Consider the following 17,093-nt stretch of genomic DNA (forward strand, 5'->3'; position numbering starts at 1 on the left):
ATGAGATGCGACGGGAGCCCTCCGTCAGCGTCGGCTTCTTTTCGACAGCGAGAAAGTGAAGATCAGGGCAACGACAAGGACGGCTCCCTTGACGAAATCCTGAGTGTAGTAAGGCGCGTTCATCATCGTCAGGCCCTGCAGCAGGATGCCGACGAACAGCGCGCCCACAGCCGTGCCGAAGGCGTTCGGCTTGGCGACGCCCAGAACGGCGAAACCGATCAGCGCGGCGGCAACGGCATCGAGCAGCAGATTGTTGCCGGATGCGATGTCACCGCGGCCGAGACGGGCGGCGAGCAGGATTCCGCCGATGGATGCGAAGACGCCGGAGATCACATAGGCAAATATCTTGTAGGCATTGACCGGTGCCCCGGCGAGCCCCGCCGCCCGCTCGTTCGAGCCGACCGCATACATCATGCGCCCGAACCGGGTGTATTCCAGAAAGAACCAGATCAGCACGGCCAGCACGATCAGGACGACGACCGACACGGGCACCAGGTTCGGCAGGATGAAATCGAACCGATGACGGCCGAGGGCCAGGAAGGCCGGGCTGAACACGCCGGTCGCGGCCGAGCCGTCGGGCAAGGTCATGCCCGTGGCGATGGAGCGGCCTTCGGTCGGGATTCGCTGCAGGCCGAGCAGCAGGAACATCATGCCCAGCGTCGCCAGAAGATCCGGCACCCGCATGTAGACAATCATGATCCCGTTGGCCAAGCCGACGAGCACGCCGATGGCAAGGCAGACGAGCGTCGCGGTCAGCGCGTCGCCGCCCATGACGACCATCACGTAGGACGACGCCATCATCGCGCTGGTCGCCACCGAACCGATCGACAGATCGAAGCCGCCGACCACAAGGGTGGCGGTGACGCCAAGGGCAAGAATTCCGGTGATGGACACCGACTGGAAGATGAAGACGGCGCTCTGCGGCGAGGAGAAGCCGGTGGTGACCACCGAAAAATAGACGACGAGTCCGACCAGCAGCGTGAGAAATCCATACTTGATGGCGAGCTCGCGCAGGGTGGTCGCGATGCCGGTCGGCGCCCCCAGCCGGGCCACCGCCGGTGAGGCGATTTTGCTGTCTTCGCTGCTCATGCCGCTGACACTTTCTGACTATGCTGACCGGCGATCTGCGCAAGAAGCCGGTCGATATCCACGGCGGCATTGCTGTGCTCGCCGACGATGCTGTGCTCCGACATCACAAGAATGCGGTCGGCGATCTCGAAGACCTCGTCGAGTTCGGTCAGGAACACGATGGTGGCGCGGCCACGGGCCGAAGCACGCAACTGAACGCCGATATCGCGCCGCGCGGCGATGTCCACGCCCTGGAACGGTTCGTCGAGGATGAGAACCCGCGATGGCTCCGACAGCCAGCGCCCGATCATGACCTTCTGCTGGTTGCCGCCGGACAGCGTCTGCATGTCATCGCCTTCGCTGCGGCAGACGATCCCCAGCGACTTGATCTGGCCGCGCGCCTTGAGAAGCTCACGGCCACGCCCGACGACGCCGAAGTTCGAGAGGCGCGGGAGGAAGGGTGCACTGATATTCTCGGCGATGTTGAAGTCGGGAATGACGCCGTTATCGGCGCGGTCCTTCGCAACGAGAAAAACACCGCGCGCGATCGCCTGACGGGTGTTCGACGGACGATAGTCGGCGCCATCGAGCGCCATGCTGCCCCCACGGGACGGCCGACGCCGAACAGCGTTTCCGCAAGCTCGGTCTTGCCGACGCCGACCAGGCCCGTCACGGCGACGATCTCGCCGTCGCCCAGATGGAAATCGAAAGGACGCGATCCCTGCCGAAGCTGCAGCCCGCGCGCCGCGAACACCGGCGTGCCGCCTTGTTGAACGGACACCGTGCCCGCCACGACCTTCTGTCCGAGCATTGCATTGACCGCGGCCTCATACTCCAGCTCCGGCCCCTCGAAGCGGCCGGTAATTCGACCGTCGCGCAGCACGACGATGCTGTCGGCAAGCCGCCGGATGTCCGACATGCGATGCGTGATGTAGAGCACCGCGACCCGCGCGCGCGCAGACGGTCGACGAGATCGAACAGGCGATCGGCCTCGCTGCTCGACAGCGACGAGGTCGGCTCATCGAGGATCAGGACTTGCGGCTCATGCGCCATGGCCCGGGCGATGGCGACCATCTGGCGGTCGGCCAGCGTCAGATCGCTGACACGGGCGGACAGATCGAGGGCGAGGCCCATCCGTGCAGCAACCGCCGCAGCCTCGCGCCGCACGCGAGCCGGATTGAAAACAGGCGCGCGCCGCGGCCGTTCAGGCGATCGAGGGTGAGGTTGGTCGCGACGTCGAGGTCCGCGACTACACCGTCGTTGATGCTCTGATGAACGGTCACCACGCCGGCGCGGATCGCCTCCGCCGGAGACGCCGGGTTGAAGGCGCGGCCGTCGAGGGTGATCGTGCCCGCATCGCACTTGTTCACGCCGCTGAGGATGCGCACCAGTGTCGATTTACCGGCGCCGTTGGCGCCCATCAGCACGGTCACAGCACCGGCGCGCAGATCGATATCGACGCCCTTCAGCACAGGGATCGGTCCATATGATTTGCACACGTCTGCGATGCGAAACATTGCCTGTTCGCTCATTGCTTCCTCCCTGACCCCAAAAGGTAGGCGGCCACCCCGTCAAATGTCAATAGCATTGACAATTGCCAGCGAGGCACTTTAGCTGGCGCCAGGGATGACGATGCGGCGCACGAAGCTGCACGAAGCGCATGTGGAGGAGAGCTCATGGATGCCCGGGTGTTCGAGGCGCTCAGCGTAGAGACGTTACCAGCGCGGCTCGGCGGCAATACCGCCTTGCGCGAGCGGATCGGCGATGACAGCAACGGCTGGAAAGTCAGCGAGATCGGCGACGGCAATCTCAATCTGGTTTTCATCGTCAAGGGCGACAAGGGCACCGCGATCGTCAAGCAGGCGCTTCCCTATGTGCGTCTTGTCGGCGAGCAATGGCCTTTGCCGCTGAAGCGCTCGTTCTTCGAATATCATGCGCTGACCCGCCAGGCGCAGCGCGATCCGGGCATGGTGCCGGCGGTGTACTTCTTCGACGCCGAACAGGCGATGATCGTGATGGAGTATCTCAGCCCCCACGTCATCCTGCGCCACGCGCTCATCGAAGGGCGGCAGCTGCCCAGGATCGGTCGCGACCTCGGGCTGTTCACCGCACGCACCCTGTTCCGGGGATCCGACCTGTGCATGCCGACCCTGGACAAGAAAGCGGATGTCGCGCTGTTTTCCGACAATGGCGCGTTGTGCGACATCACCGAAAGTCTGGTCTTCTCCGATCCCTATATCGAAGCGCCGATGAACCGGCACACCGCGCCGCAACTCGACGGACAGGTCGAGGAGTTGCGCCGCGATCGCGATCTGAAGGTCGAGGCGCAGCGCATGAAGCATCTGTTTTCCGCCAAGGCGGAGACGCTGTGCCATGGCGACCTGCATTCCGGCTCGGTGATGGTGTCGGACGACGATACCCGTGTCATCGACCCGGAATTTGCCTTCTATGGTCCGATCAGCTTCGACGTCGGCATGCTGCTCGCCAATTTCTGGATGAGCTATTTCTCGCAGGCCGGCCATGAGCAGACGCCCGGCGAGCGCGATTCGATGCGGGCCTACCTGCTCGGTACGGTCGACGCCGTGTGGGCCACATTCTGCGCCGAATTTTCCCGGCTGTGGCAGAGCGAACGCAACGGCATTCTCTATCAGACCAGCCTGTTCGAGCAGCGCGGCGATGTGCTGGGCGCCGAGCAGGCGCTGGTGCGCGTGCTCGACGATATCCATCACGAGATGCTCGGCTTTGCCGGCGTCGAGATCCTGCGTCGTATTCTCGGGCTTGCCCACAATGCCGATTTCGAAACCATCGCCGATCCCGACCGCCGCGCGGTGTGCGAAAGTAAGGCCTTGAAACTCGGGCGGCATCTCACCGTCAACCGCGAGCGCATCCCCGGTCTCGCCGCAGTCCACGGCACCATCGAACGGCTGTACAGGGAGACGATTTCGTGAAAGTCGGAGAGCGCCACTACCAAACGATCTGGCTCGACGCTGACGGCCGTTCGGTCGAGATCATCGATCAGCGCTGGCTGCCCCATGAATTCCGCACCGTCACGCTGCGCACGGTGACCGATGTCGCAACCGCGATCCGCGACATGTGGGTCCGCGGCGCGCCGCTGATCGGCGTCACCGCCGCCTATGGCATGGCCATCGCCATGGCCGACGATCCGTCCGACGCGAATCTCGACGCGACATGGGACGTTCTCCACGAAACGCGGCCGACAGCCATCAATCTGCGTTGGGCGCTCGACGCGATGCGCGGCTTCCTGCGGCCGCTCCGCCCCGATGAGCGCGCCGACGCTGCGTATCGGCGCGCCGCCGAAATCGCCCAGGAAGATGTGCAGCTCAACCGGTCCATCGGCGCCAACGGCCTGAAGATCATTCGCGAGATCGCGAAGCGCAAGGCGCCGGGACAGCCGGTGAACATACTGACCCATTGCAATGCCGGATGGCTGGCCACCGTCGACTACGGCACCGCGACCGCGCCGATCTACATGGCGACCGAAGAAGGCATTGCGGTTCATGTCTATGTCGATGAAACGCGCCCGCGCAACCAGGGCGCTCAGCTGACGGCCTGGGAGCTCAACGGACACGGCGTGCCGCATACCTTGATCGTCGACAATGCAGGCGGGCACCTGATGCAGCACGGCAAGGTCGACATGGTGATCGTCGGCACCGACCGCACCACGGCGAACGGCGACGTGTGCAACAAGATCGGCACCTATCTGAAGGCACTCGCGGCGTCCGACAACGGCGTGCCGTTCTATGTGGCGCTGCCCTCGCCGACCATCGACTGGACCCTGCGCGACGGGATCAAGGAGATTCCGATCGAGGAACGGGCGAGCGACGAGGTGACGTTCGTGCAGGGCCGCAGCGCCGACGGATCCATCGCCCGAGTGCGCATCTCGCCGGAGGGAAGCCCGGCTGCCAATCCGGCCTTCGACGTCACACCCGCGCGACTGATCACCGGCCTGATTACCGAGCGCGGCGTGGTCAACCCTTCGCACGAAAGCCTGATCGCGCTGTTTCCGGAACATGCCGACAGCGTCGACCATCCGGTCACGCCGATGACCCAGACCGACGGCAGCGTTCGCCCCAGACAGCACGCCTTTTCCGCCAAGCCCCGGAGCTAGACCACAGGATCCGGAGATGGAGCATAGACCTTGACCGCCACAGACGACCGCACCCTGCGCACGCAAGTCCTGGCGACCTGCCGGCGGATGAACGAGACCGGCATCAATCAGGGCACATCGGGAAACATCTCGGTCCGCAACGACCGGGGCTTCCTGATCACGCCGACGTCGCTGCCCTACGACATCATGCAGGAGGAAGATCTGGTCCAGATGTTCTTCGACGGCACCCATGAGGGCAAGCGCCGTCCGTCGTCGGAATGGCGCTTCCACCGTGATATCCTGACGGCGCGCGCGGATATCGATTGCGTGCTGCATTGCCATTCCGTCTATGCGACGACGCTGGCATGCCACCACAGGACCATTCCGAGCTTCCACTACATGATCGCCGTTGCCGGCGGCACGACGATCCGTTGCGCACCCTATGCGACGTTCGGCACGCAGGAGCTCTCGGATGCGGCGCTGGTGGCGCTTGATGGCCGCCTCGCCTGCCTGCTCGGCCAGCATGGCCAGATCTCGCTTGGCAAGTCCCTGGCCTCAGCCCTGGCGCTCGCCGTCGAGGTCGAAACGCTGTCGCGCCTGTATGTGCAAGCCCTCACGCTGGGCGAGCCGCCGGTCCTGAGCGACGAGGAAATGGCGCGCGTCGCCCTGCAAATGAAGACCATGTCCTACGGCAAGGCCGAATAGGCGCCCCGATCCGGAGGCGCGCCCCCCGGCGCAATTTGCGATTGACGGCCTGCCGCGCATTCCGCCATGCGGCAGGAGCCGACGATGCCAGCCCGGCATGCGCTCTGGACCTCGGTCTTTTTTCATCTAGAGTTGGACCCGCGCGGCAGACATCCATATCCGCGGTCGGGGCATCATGCGTAACGGGCACCGGCAGCGGTCATTCAAGGGTAAACAAGTTATGGGAATTGAATCTATTGTCGTCTGGCTTCTGGTCGGCGCCGTCGCCGGCTGGCTGGCGGGCCTGATCGTCACCGGCGGCGGCTTCGGCCTGATCGGCAACATCGTCATCGGCATCATCGGCGCGGTGGTCGCCGGCTGGCTGCTGCCGCAACTCGGCGTCAACCTCGGCAGCGGGATCCTGCGCGCCATCATCAATTCGGCGATCGGCGCGGTGATCGTTCTCGTCGTCCTGTCTCTGATCCGGCGCTGACGCCGTTTCACATGCTCCCTGCGACCGCCTTCCGGCGGTCGTTTCATGTCCAGATGCCGTCACCGCGCGCGACAATAACAGCAAGGCAAAGTCTCGATGAAATTCACCGGCACCAAGAACTACGTCGCCACCGACGATCTGAAGATCGCGGTCAATGCCGCCATCGTGCTGGAGCGGCCGCTGCTGGTGAAGGGCGAGCCGGGCACCGGCAAGACCGTGCTGGCGGAGGAAGTGGCGAAAGCGCTCGGCGCGCCGCTGCTGACCTGGCACATCAAGTCGACCACCAAGGCGCAGCAGGGCCTGTATGAATACGACGCGGTGTCGCGGCTGCGCGACAGCCAGCTCGGCGATAGCCGCGTCTCCAACATTGCCAACTACATCAAGCGCGGCAAGCTGTGGGAGGCCTTCACCCACGAACAGCGCCCGGTGCTGCTGATCGACGAGATCGACAAGGCCGACATCGAATTCCCCAATGATCTCCTGCTCGAACTCGACCGCATGGAATTTCACGTCTACGAGACCGGCGAGACCATCAAGGCGGCGAAGCGCCCGATCGTGATGATCACCTCCAACAACGAGAAGGAACTGCCCGACGCCTTCCTGCGCCGCTGCTTCTTCCACTACATCAAGTTCCCCGACATCGAGACCATGAACCAGATCGTCGAGGTGCACTTCCCCGGCATCAAGCAGCGTCTGGTCGCCGAAGCCATGCGCATCTTCTTCGAGATCCGCGAGGTGCCCGGCCTGAAGAAGAAGCCCTCGACCTCCGAACTGCTGGACTGGCTCAAGCTGCTGCTCAACGAGGACATGACGCCGGAAATGTTGCGCGAGCGCGACCCGCGAAAACTGATCCCGCCGCTGCACGGCGCGCTCCTGAAGAACGAGCAGGACGTCCACCTGTTCGAGCGGCTGGCGTTTTTGAACAGAAGGGAAGTGTAAGGCGGACAAGCGAGTTGCCTGCGCACGCTTGCTCACACATTCGGCTCTCATCCCCGCGTATGCGGGGATCCAGTAGACACCGGCCGCGCGACTCGATCGCGAACGCCTGAGTTTACTGGATCGCCCGGTCCCGGCGCGCAATTGCGCGCCTGGCCGGGCGATGACAACGCGTAAGGTGGGTAGAGCGCAGGCGCACGGCGCCGGAGCGAAACCCATCATGCATGCCGAAGCGGTGATGGGTTTCGCGGAGTTCATCATCGGGCGCGCTTCGCGCGACCCGTTGGCTCACCCCATCCTACCGCCTATTTCGTCGAGGCTGCCCTGGTTTCCCGGACGCGGTGCGGCACGTTTGTGCCGCTTCGCAGATCCGGGATCCCGGTGTCCGCCTTGAAAGTAACCCGCCCCCGGATCTGCGGCGCAGTGCACTGCGTCCGGGATACGCGCGTCGCAGAACGACGGCGCTACGTAAACTGCCCGGCAAGTTCGCAGCTTTGCCAGTCCTGCTGTTCGAGCCCTTCTTCCGGAATGAAGTAATACAACGTCCCGCCCGGACCCCAATCGGCAAACTCTTCGCCATTTGTGTAGGAGGGAAGCTGGAGCAAAAGGCGGTAATCGTCGGACGGCCTGTCGAGGAGGAAATCCCAGTCGTCGTTTTGCACCAGACGCGGCCAGCCCAGCATGGCGCCAAAATCGCCGGCATAGTCGTAGCCTTCGGGCAAGCCATGCGACTCCAGTGCACTGTAAAATTCTTCATAGGCCGCAAACGCGCGGTCGTCCTTCAGGATGGATTCAACCAGCCTGCTCTTCGGATCCGGCAGTTGCAGAAGCGGGCGGAACAGCAGTTCGGCGCGGGGGAACACGGTCAATGGCAGCATCGGCGGAACGGCCGGCGCGAGCTGCGACGTATCGGGCCAGTGGTACACCGCGCCACCCATTGACGAGAACATGCAGCCGTTGACGGTGTCATGATCGCCGAAAAAGGCGAGCACGCCGGAGGACGGCAACACCTCGGCACCAGGCAGATGACAGATATCGGCGCAATTGATCTGTCCAATAAACAGCATCGGCTCCGTTGCCTCAACCGGCCATGTCCAGCCCGGCGGCGCATGAGGCATGCCACCAAGGCGCGATCCGTGCGGCGGTGCATCGTCCCGCGGCGCCTGCGGCCAAAGTCCCATTGCCGGTCTCAGCAACTGCAGCAGTCGTCGCGGCTGGTCGGGGATCAGTGCAGAGATCCGCCGCTCGATTTCGTCGCGCGCCATACCCGCCGGAGGCGGATGGCGCGCCGGCCAGAAGATCGGATGGTCCGCGGGAAGTGGCGCAATCGGAACGGGCATGGCCAGCGGCGGCGCTGCCAGCATCCGGGCGGCGTTCGCTCCGACTTCGCCGCCGACGCTGCTCAGTGCGGTGAGGGTCGTGCGAAAAGCCTGGGGATCGATATCTCGAAATTGCAGCGCCGCCGTATATCGCAGTTCGACGTCCGGATGCTGAAGCAGCGGCATCAGTTGCGACAGCCGCCATCGCTCCGCGCCTTCAAAAGGTCGGCGATCCGGATCCGCTTGTCAAAATGACGGTTTGCGGCGCCAACATGCTCGATTGCAGCATGCGCTCGCACATTGTCGATCCAGGCCTGAACCAGCTCAGTGTCCGAGAGTCCTTGAAGATCGCCCATGACGTTCTCCTAGCCGTCAAGGATTATGAACAAATCGGGAACAATTTCAAGCCAGATCACTTCCTTCGAGGCTTCTGATTTTTCCCTGTATACATAAACAGCCTTTTCAACGGGGCGCTAACGGGTTAAAAGGGTCATAATCAAATTTCAGTATACAATCTGAATTCCACCTTACGGAGGATACCGCCATGGCCGCAGCCTTCCCCATGAATGCCTGGTACGCCGCCGCTTGGGATGCGGACATCAAGCACGCGCTGTTTCCGCGCACGATCTGCAACAAGCATGTGGTGATGTACCGCAAGGCTGACGGCAGCATCGCCGCGCTGGAAGACGCCTGCTGGCACCGGCTGGTGCCGCTGTCCAAGGGCCGGCTCGAGGGCGACATCGTGGTGTGCGGCTATCACGGGCTGAAGTTCAATCCGCAGGGCCGCTGCACCTTCATGCCATCGCAGGAGACCATCAATCCGTCCGCCTGCGTGCGTTCCTATCCGGTGGCCGAGCGGCACCGCTTCGTCTGGCTGTGGATGGGCGACCCGGCGCTGGCCGATCCCGCTCTGGTGCCCGACATGCACTGGAACAACGATCCGGAATGGGCCGGCGACGGCAAGACCATCCATGTCAAATGCGACTGGCGCCTGGTGATCGACAACCTGATGGACCTCACCCACGAGGCCTTCGTGCACGGCTCCAGCATCGGCCAGGACGACGTCGCCGAAGCGCCGTTCGATGTCAGCCATGGCGACAAGACCGTCACCGTGACGCGCTGGATGAAGAACATTACGCCGCCGCCGTTCTGGGCGGCGCAACTCGGCAAGCCCGGCCCGGTGGACCGCTGGCAGATCATTCATTTCCAGGCGCCGGGCACCGTGAACATCGATGTCGGCGTGGCCCCCGCCGGCACCGGCGCGCCGGAAGGCGACCGCTCGCAGGGCGTGAACGGCTATGTGCTCAACACCATGACGCCGGAGACCGACACCACCTGCCACTACTTCTGGGCCTTCGTGCGCAACCACCGCATCACCGAACAGAAGCTGACCACCGAGATCCGCGAAGGCGTCTCGGCGATCTTCCGCGAGGACGAGATCATCCTCGAAGCGCAGCAAAAGGCCATGGACGAAAACCCGGACCGGGTATTCTACAACCTCAACATCGACGCCGGCGCCATGTGGACACGCAAGGTGATCGAACGCATGGTCGACAAGGAAACCACGCCGCAGCGGCTGCAGGCGGCGGAGTAGGATCATGAGCGAACGCGAGTCCGATCGCTCGGTGTCGCAGACCGTGCGCGCGCAGCTGGCGCTGCGCGACATGATCCTGTCCGGCAGCCTGCGCGCAGGCGAACGTATCAGCGAGTTGCAGGCGGTGGACATCACCGGCGTGTCGCGCACCCCGGTGCGCCTCGCACTGGTGCGGCTGGAGGATGAAGGCCTGCTGCAGGCGATCCCGTCCGGCGGCTTCATGGTGAAGGCGTTTTCCGAGCGCGACATTCTGGATTCGATCGAGCTGCGCGGCACGCTGGAAGGCCTCGCCGCACGCTTCGCCGCCGAACGCGGCGCCAGCGCCCGCAGCCTCGAACCCTTGAAGGAATGCCTCGGCGATCTCGACCAGCTGGTGCGGCAGGAGCCGGTCTCGGTGGAAGCGTTCTCGGCCTATGTGACCATGAATGCGCGCTTCCACGCGCTGCTGACGGAGCTATCCGGCAGCGCGCCGGTGATCCGGCAGATCGACCGCGTCGCGGCGATGCCGTTCGCCTCGCCGAGCGCCTTCGTGATGGCGCAATCGACGCTGCCCGAGGCCCACACCATCCTGCTGATCAGCCAGGAGCATCACCGCATCGTGGTGGATGCCATCGAGAACCGCGAGGGCGCGCGCGCCGAAGCGATCATGCGCGAGCACGCCCGCCTCGCGGTGCGCAATCTGCGGCTGGCGCTGCGCAACCGTCCCCATCTCGACCTGCTGCCGGCGCTCGCCTTGCTGACGTCAACGACCTCGGACTGACCGGAGACTGCCATGCGCTTTGCCGAACACTGGATGTGGGCCACCGTGGACAGCACCCGCGACGTCACGCCGGGCATTCGCGAGATCGTGCTGCGGCCGGATGCGCCGGTCGCCCCCTGCCCGGTCGGCAGCCACATCAATGTCAGCCTGCTGATCGACGGCCAGCCGCAGACGCGGTCCTACTCACTGGTCGGCGAACGCCGGCCCGACACGCTGCGCATCGCGGTGCGGCTGGCGCCGGACAGCCGCGGCGGCTCCAAGGCGATGTGGGCCTTGCAGCCCGGCGCGCGGCTGGAGATCTCCAGCCCGTCGTCGCTGTTCGACATCGACTGGACGCGCAAAACCTATTGCCTGATCGCCGGCGGCATTGGCATCACCCCGATCATCGGAATTGCCGCGGCGCTTGAGCGCAAGAACATCGACGTGCAACTGCACTATGCGGTGAAGTCGCGTCCCGATGCTGCCTATCTCGACGAGTTGGCCGCGACGCTGGACGATCGCCTGAACGTCCATGCCGGTAGCGAGGGCAAGCGACTGGATTTCGCCACTACTTTTGCCGGACTGCCTGCCGACGCCATCGCCGTGATCTGCGGGCCGATGCGCATGCTGGAAGCGGCGCGCCACGCCTGGAACGAGGCTGGCCGCGCGCCCGCCGATCTGCGCTACGAGACCTTCGGCTCCAGCGGATTGCTACCGACCGCGGAATTCCGCGTCCGCCTCAAGGGCACCGGCTCCGAGATCGTGGTGCCGCAGAACCGCTCGATGCTGGCGGCGCTGAACGAGGCGGGCTTCGAAGTGATGTCGGATTGCGAGCGCGGCGAATGCGGCGTCTGCGCCATCGACGTGCTCGCGGTGGACGGCCAGATCGACCACCGCGACGTGTTCTTCAGCGACCACCAGAAGCACGACAATGCAAAAATATGCCCCTGCGTGTCGCGCGCGGTCGGCACGGTGACGGTGGATACGCTGTATCGGCCCGACGCCCCGTAGCGCCCCCTCAGCTGTCCGCGCGCAGTGCGGCCAGCAAGGAGATGACGGCGAGCAGCATCACCACCGCGCCGTAGCTGTAGGCGACGTTGGCCAGCCCGATCGACGGGACGGACAGACCGGCGGCCACGGCCGGCAGGCTGAACGCCAGATACGACTGCACATAATAGGTCGACAGCAGCCCGGCGCGCTGATCCGGGTGCGCCGTGGGCAGGAGGCTGCGCAGCGTCCCCGAAAACGTCGCGCCGAAGCCGAAGCCGGCGATCATGGTGCCGCCGAACAGCGCGGCGACCAGATGCTGCTGGATGCCGAGAAGCGTCACCGCGACGCCGAGCACCAGCGTGCTGGTGCCGAACACCACCAGCCGCCGCGCTCGCCAGCCGCGCAGCAAGGCCACCGCCATCGCGCCGCTCAGCATCAGCGCCGATACGACGATGCCGCCGATCCATGGCGAGGCGGCATGCATGGTGGTCGCGACCAGCGTGGGCATCAGCGACAGATAGAATCCGCCCAGCGCCCAGCCCGCGGTATTGGCCGGGGTCAGTCGCAGCAGGACCGGGCGCGACTGCGCGGGCACGCTGAATTGCGGCCGCAGCGACGCCAGCGCACCGGGCTTGCGCGCACCGCTCTCGGGCATGATCCACAACAGCACGGCCATCGCCGCCGTCAGCGCCAGCAGCACTTCGTAGACCATGTGCAGCGGATCGGGGGCCAAGGTCAGCAACAGCACGGCCCCCAGGGATCCCGAGGCAATTCCCAGGAAAGCGGTCAGGCTGTTGAGCAACGGGCCGCGTTCGCGGTCGGAGTCGAGGATCGCGGCGCCGAGTACGGTGGTGCCGATGCCGACGCCGAAACCCTGGACGGTGCGTGCCAGGATCAAATCGCCGAGCCCGCTGGCCTGCGCGAACAGCACCATGGCCGCGGCATTGACCAGCAATGCGGCGAGGATGACCGGCTTGCGCCCGACATAGTCGGACAGTCCGCCCAATGTCAGCAGCGCCGCGAGCAGGCTGATGACGTAAACCGAGAACACCACGGTGATCCAGAACGGCGTCAGCTGCATGGATTCCTGGTACAGCCGATACAGCGGCGTCGGCGCGCTGCTGCCGGCCGAAACCAGCAGCGCCCCGCAGAAACCGTAGACCGTCATGGCCCGCAGCGAGAGCCGGCGCGGCGCGGACGTTGCGGGAGCGGTGCCAGAACCATGTCCCATGCCAGAGGTCTCTTGCATCGCAGGTCCTTAAAGCTATTATGAAGCGTTAGCTATACGCCACCTGCCGCACTAAAGCAAATTCTTTGCGTTAAATATTTCAGCGGCGCGGCTGGCGACGTCAGAGGGGATCACGTGGCGCTGAAGGAACGGATACGGGTGGGGGCGCAGCGCGCGGATTCAATCTGCGGTGCACGATGCTGTCCACAAGCTCGAGGCGCTGACCACCCGAAACCAGATCACCGTTCCGCAGATTGCCGCCGCGGCGGGCGTCACGCCATCGACGATCTATCGCCGCTGGGGCGACCTGCAGACGCTGCTGGCCGATGTCGCCGTCGCCCGGTTGCGGCCCATTGCCGACCCCGACGACACCGGCGCCATGGTGTCGGATCTGACGGCCTTCATCGAGCAGTACGCCGAAGAGATGTCATCGCCGGTTGGCCGTGCGCTGATCCGCGACGTGTTCTCTTCGGACCAGAGCTTTCCCAGCCAGTGCTGCGGCTTCACCGCGGACCATCTGACCACCCTCGTGGAGCGTGCCAGAGCACGCGGGGAAACGCCGTTCGACATCGACGAGGTGATCGACCACGTGGTCGCGCCGATCGTCTATCACATCCTCTATGGCGACCGCGACGTGACGCCGGACTACTGCCGCGCGCTGCTGGCGCGGCTGCGCTCGCTGCCGGCAGCCTGACACGCCGCACACGACACTTTCGTTTCCCGGACGCGATGCGGCGCTCTTGTGCCGCTTCGCAGATCCGGGACCCCGGTTTCTTCCGCGCACCACGGGGCCGGATCAGCAGCGCACCACGTCGCTTCGCGACGCGTTGCGCAGCATCCGGGGAACGGGGGCGGAGCTACCGCGCTCTCTCGTTCAACTGATAGGTCAGATGCGCCTTCACCGTCGGCCATTCTGACGCGATGATGCTGTAGACCACGGTGTCGCGCAGCGTGCCGTTGGGCGCGATCTGATGGTTGCGCAGGATGCCGTCGAACTTGGCGCCGAGCCGTTCGATCGCCTTGCGCGACTGCTGGTTGAAGAAGTGCGTGCGGAATTCCACCGCGATGCAGTCCAGCTTTTCGAAGGCGTGACCGAGCAGCAGCAGCTTGCACTGGGTGTTGAGCGCGGTGCGCTGGACGCGCTTGGCGTACCAGGTCGAGCCGATCTCGACCCGGCGATTGCCGGCATCGACATTCATGTAGGTGGTCATGCCGGCGACGCCGCCGTCGGCGTCCAACACCGTGAATGGCAGCATCGCGCCCGACGCCTGCAGCGCCAGCCGGCGGTCGATTTCCGCCGGCATTTTCTCCGCGGTGGGAATCGCCGTGTACCAGATCGATGAGAGGTCGCCGATGGCCTCGACCAGGCCATCGCGATGGGCCTGTGCGAGAGGTTCGAGCCGGGCATGAGGGCCAGAGAGCGTTACAGGTTCAAGCCACGGCATCGCGTATCCTTCATTTATTGAGATAGTTCAGCGGCAGTCCGCCGCGCGGCCAGTCCATCGCGATCAATTCGCCCTTGCCCGACAGCGTGATGTAGGCCGTCTTCAGCTCGGGCCCGCCGAATGCGATGTTGGTGGTGACGCGGTCGCCGGTGGGTACCTGTTCCACCAGTTTTCCATCGGGCGCAATCACCGAAATGCAGCCGCTGACCAGGGTTGCGACGCAGACATTGCCGGACGCCTCCACGGCGAGCGAATCGAACATCTGATAGCCGCCGAGACCGGCGATCGGCGTGCCGCGCTCGCCGCGGTAGATGACCTCTGAGGGCTTGACCTCGCCGGGTGCCGACAGATCGAACGCCCACAGCCGCGCCGTCGGCGTCTCCGCCACATAGACGGTCTTCTCGTCCGGCGACAGGCCGATGCCGTTGGCCGGCAACATGCCGAAATGACCCTCGACCACCTCGGTCGCGCCGGGTTTCATGTAATAGAACGCGCCGACATCCATGTCGCGCGGCCGGCGCTTGCCGAGGTCGGTGAACCACAGCCCGCCCTGGCGGTCGAACACCAGATCGTTCGGCCCCTTCAGGGGATGCTCGCCGCATTTGTCGAACAGCGTCTCGACCTTGCCGCTGGCGAGATCGACGCGCTGGATCGAACCGCCGATATATTCGTGGGGCTCGGGCGCGCCGGGCATCATGGTGCCGCGCGACGGATGCCAGCCGAAGCCGCCATTGTTACAGAGATACATCTTGCCGTCCGGCCCGAGCGCCGCGCCGTTGGGACCGCCGGGAATCTTCGCCACCACTTCCTTGCGCCCGTCGGGCCAGACACGCGTCAGCTGCTGCGCGCGGATTTCCACCAGGATCACCGAGCCGTCGGGCATCACGACGGGACCTTCGGGAAAAGCGAGACCGGTGGCGAGCACACGGATGTTGGGCGTGGACATGGGCATCCTCCTTGTTCTTGTTGTTTGCAGGCGGATACCAGAACGATCCAGCACATGCGGCAGTTGCCTGGCGGCAATGGTATGCAACTCGCCATCCCTTGCCAAGCGAACGGGTAATTTCGCGCGATGGCAATTCCGCACTGCGATGCGCCGCTGCGTCGCTGGCAACGCCCATGCATTCGTGCATACTCGCCCTGCATTTGCGCCGACGGCTCACCATCCGCGAAGACGGAGGGAGCCGCGGTTAAACCTCAGGGAGGACGACAATGCGACACCACGCCAGAACTGGAATGACTGCGACGCTTGCTGCGCTGCTGCTCGGCGCCATGGCGATCTCCGCCCATGCGCAGAAGAAGTACGATATCGGCGCCACCGATACCGAGGTCAAGATCGGCAATATCATGCCCTATAGCGGCCCGGCGTCGTCCTATGCCGTCATCGGCAAGACTGAGGCGGCCTATTTCAGGATGATCAACGACAAGGGCGGCATCAACGGTCGCAAGCTCACCTTCATCTCCTATGACGACGGCTACAGCCCGCCGAAGACCGTCGAGCAGGCGCGCAAGCTGGTGGAAAGCGACGAGGTGCTGTTCATCCTCAATCCGCTGGGAACGCCGGGTAACACCGCGATCCAGAAATACATGAACTCCAAGAAGATCCCGCAACTGTTCGTCTCGACCGGCGCCGCCAAATGGGCCGACCCGAAGAACTATCCGTGGACCATGGGCTGGCAGCCGAGCTACCAGGCCGAAGCGCGGATCTACGCGCAATACATCATGGCGAATTATCCGGGCAAGAAGGTTGGCGTGCTCTATGCCAATGACGACTTCGGCAAGGATTATCTCGTCGGGCTGCATGAGGGCTTCGGCAGCAAGGACAAGGACTATATCGTCAGCGAAGTGCCCTACGAGACAAGTTCGCCGACGGTGGACTCGCAGATCGTGCAGATCAAGGCGGCCAATCCCGACGTCTTCATCAACATCGCCACGCCGAAATTTGCAGCACAGGCGATCAAGAAGGTCGGCGAGATGGGCTGGAAGCCGGTCCATATCGTCACCAATGTCTCCGCCTCGGTCGGCGCTGTGATGAAGCCGGCGGGTTACGTGAATTCGCAGGATGTGCTCAGCGCCGCCTACATGAAGGACCCGAAGGATCCGACCTGGAAGAGCGACCCCGCCATGATGGAGTGGAGCGCCTTCATGGATAAATATTTCCCCGAGGGCGACAAGGAAGACGGCGGCACCGTGTTCGGCTACGGCGTCGCGCAGGGCATCGTGCAGGTCCTGAAGCAGTGCGGCGACGATCTCACCCGCGACAACATCATGAAGCAGGCCGCCAGTCTCAACATGGAGATCGGCATCTACCTGCCCGGCACCAAGATCAGGACCAGCCCGACCGACTTCAGCCCGCTCGAACAGTTGCAGATGATGAAGTTCAAGGGTGAGAGCTGGCAGCTGTTCGGACCGCTGATGTCCGGCGAGAAGGCGTCGTAGGGAGCGCGGAAAATAAAGCACGGCCGATATGGTTTCCTCCCCCGCGCGAA

The 17,093-nt window shown here is 64.4% G+C and carries 15 protein-coding genes and 2 pseudogenes; 10 read left to right on the forward strand and 7 right to left on the reverse strand.

Features of this window, described 5'->3' with window-relative positions:
- Window positions 1-24 precede the first annotated feature (24 nt).
- Window positions 25-1,089: an ABC transporter permease gene (locus tag ONR75_RS28090; protein ID WP_265080136.1), complete on the reverse strand. Its 1,065-nt coding sequence runs from the start codon at window positions 1,087-1,089 to the stop codon at window positions 25-27.
- Window positions 1,086-2,600 (reverse strand): annotated as a pseudogene (locus tag ONR75_RS28095) (sugar ABC transporter ATP-binding protein). The gene ONR75_RS28090 and the pseudogene ONR75_RS28095 overlap by 4 nt, the downstream one beginning before the upstream one ends.
- A gap of 144 nt (window positions 2,601-2,744) precedes the next feature.
- Between ONR75_RS28095 and mtnK the strand changes: the two are divergent.
- The 5 genes and pseudogenes from mtnK (at window position 2,745) to ONR75_RS28120 (ending at window position 7,292) form a co-directional block, all read left to right on the forward strand.
- Complete coding sequence (mtnK, locus tag ONR75_RS28100; RefSeq protein WP_265080137.1) at window positions 2,745-4,016, forward strand: S-methyl-5-thioribose kinase; 1,272 nt, start codon at window positions 2,745-2,747, stop codon at window positions 4,014-4,016.
- A pseudogene (gene mtnA / locus ONR75_RS28105) lies at window positions 4,013-5,098 on the forward strand (S-methyl-5-thioribose-1-phosphate isomerase); the annotation flags it as partial. The gene mtnK and the pseudogene mtnA, both read left to right, overlap by 4 nt.
- Before the next feature lie 186 nt (window positions 5,099-5,284).
- Window positions 5,285-5,881 (forward strand): class II aldolase/adducin family protein, encoded by a 597-nt coding sequence (locus ONR75_RS28110; RefSeq protein WP_265083827.1) that lies wholly within the window; start codon window positions 5,285-5,287, stop codon window positions 5,879-5,881.
- A gap of 220 nt (window positions 5,882-6,101) precedes the next feature.
- Window positions 6,102-6,353, forward strand: coding sequence for a GlsB/YeaQ/YmgE family stress response membrane protein (locus tag ONR75_RS28115; protein WP_265080138.1), 252 nt, complete (start codon window positions 6,102-6,104; stop codon window positions 6,351-6,353).
- Between the two features lie 96 nt (window positions 6,354-6,449).
- On the forward strand, window positions 6,450-7,292 hold the full coding sequence (locus tag ONR75_RS28120) for an AAA family ATPase (protein WP_265080139.1): 843 nt from the start codon (window positions 6,450-6,452) through the stop codon (window positions 7,290-7,292).
- 461 nt (window positions 7,293-7,753) lie between these two features.
- Here ONR75_RS28120 and ONR75_RS28125 read toward each other — a convergent pair whose 3' ends face one another.
- Together ONR75_RS28125 and ONR75_RS28130 are read right to left on the reverse strand one after the other, a co-directional pair.
- Window positions 7,754-8,794, reverse strand: a complete 1,041-nt coding sequence (locus ONR75_RS28125) for a YwqG family protein (protein ID WP_265080140.1) — start codon at window positions 8,792-8,794, stop codon at window positions 7,754-7,756.
- The gene (locus ONR75_RS28130) at window positions 8,794-8,964 is read right to left on the reverse strand and encodes a hypothetical protein (RefSeq protein ID WP_265080141.1); all 171 of its coding nucleotides are present in this window, start codon (window positions 8,962-8,964) and stop codon (window positions 8,794-8,796) included. The genes ONR75_RS28125 and ONR75_RS28130 overlap by 1 nt, the downstream gene beginning before the upstream one ends.
- Before the next feature lie 188 nt (window positions 8,965-9,152).
- Between ONR75_RS28130 and ONR75_RS28135 the strand changes: the two genes are divergently transcribed.
- Genes ONR75_RS28135 through ONR75_RS28145 form a run of 3 tightly spaced genes read left to right on the forward strand, consistent with a single transcriptional unit; the run spans window position 9,153 to window position 11,952 of the window.
- The gene (locus ONR75_RS28135) at window positions 9,153-10,202 is read left to right on the forward strand and encodes an aromatic ring-hydroxylating dioxygenase subunit alpha (RefSeq protein WP_265080142.1); all 1,050 of its coding nucleotides are present in this window, start codon (window positions 9,153-9,155) and stop codon (window positions 10,200-10,202) included.
- A 4-nt stretch (window positions 10,203-10,206) separates the two neighbouring features.
- Window positions 10,207-10,962, forward strand: coding sequence for a GntR family transcriptional regulator (locus ONR75_RS28140; RefSeq protein WP_265080143.1), 756 nt, complete (start codon window positions 10,207-10,209; stop codon window positions 10,960-10,962).
- 12 nt (window positions 10,963-10,974) lie between these two features.
- Window positions 10,975-11,952 carry a PDR/VanB family oxidoreductase gene (locus tag ONR75_RS28145; protein ID WP_265080144.1) on the forward strand — a complete coding sequence of 326 codons (978 nt, stop codon included), beginning with the start codon at window positions 10,975-10,977 and terminating at the stop codon, window positions 11,950-11,952.
- A gap of 7 nt (window positions 11,953-11,959) precedes the next feature.
- On the opposite strand, the gene ONR75_RS28150 is transcribed toward ONR75_RS28145, so the two are convergent.
- Window positions 11,960-13,162 (reverse strand): MFS transporter, encoded by a 1,203-nt coding sequence (locus tag ONR75_RS28150; protein WP_265080145.1) that lies wholly within the window; start codon window positions 13,160-13,162, stop codon window positions 11,960-11,962.
- Between the two features lie 187 nt (window positions 13,163-13,349).
- Between ONR75_RS28150 and ONR75_RS28155 the strand changes: the two genes are divergently transcribed.
- Complete coding sequence (locus ONR75_RS28155; RefSeq protein WP_265080146.1) at window positions 13,350-13,853, forward strand: TetR/AcrR family transcriptional regulator; 504 nt, start codon at window positions 13,350-13,352, stop codon at window positions 13,851-13,853.
- A gap of 163 nt (window positions 13,854-14,016) precedes the next feature.
- Here ONR75_RS28155 and ONR75_RS28160 read toward each other — a convergent pair whose 3' ends face one another.
- Both ONR75_RS28160 and ONR75_RS28165 read right to left on the reverse strand, forming a co-directional pair.
- Window positions 14,017-14,604 carry a GNAT family N-acetyltransferase gene (locus tag ONR75_RS28160; RefSeq protein ID WP_265080147.1) on the reverse strand — a complete coding sequence of 196 codons (588 nt, stop codon included), beginning with the start codon at window positions 14,602-14,604 and terminating at the stop codon, window positions 14,017-14,019.
- A gap of 10 nt (window positions 14,605-14,614) precedes the next feature.
- Complete coding sequence (locus ONR75_RS28165) at window positions 14,615-15,556, reverse strand: SMP-30/gluconolactonase/LRE family protein (protein WP_265080148.1); 942 nt, start codon at window positions 15,554-15,556, stop codon at window positions 14,615-14,617.
- Window positions 15,557-15,840: 284 nt separating this feature from the next.
- Here ONR75_RS28165 and ONR75_RS28170 point away from each other — a divergent pair, with 284 nt between their 5' ends.
- Window positions 15,841-17,043: an ABC transporter substrate-binding protein gene (locus ONR75_RS28170; RefSeq protein WP_265080149.1), complete on the forward strand. Its 1,203-nt coding sequence runs from the start codon at window positions 15,841-15,843 to the stop codon at window positions 17,041-17,043.
- Window positions 17,044-17,093: the final 50 nt, after the last annotated feature.

The sequence above is a fragment of the Rhodopseudomonas sp. P2A-2r genome, from assembly GCF_026015985.1.
Taxonomy (GTDB): Bacteria; Pseudomonadota; Alphaproteobacteria; order Rhizobiales; family Xanthobacteraceae; genus Tardiphaga.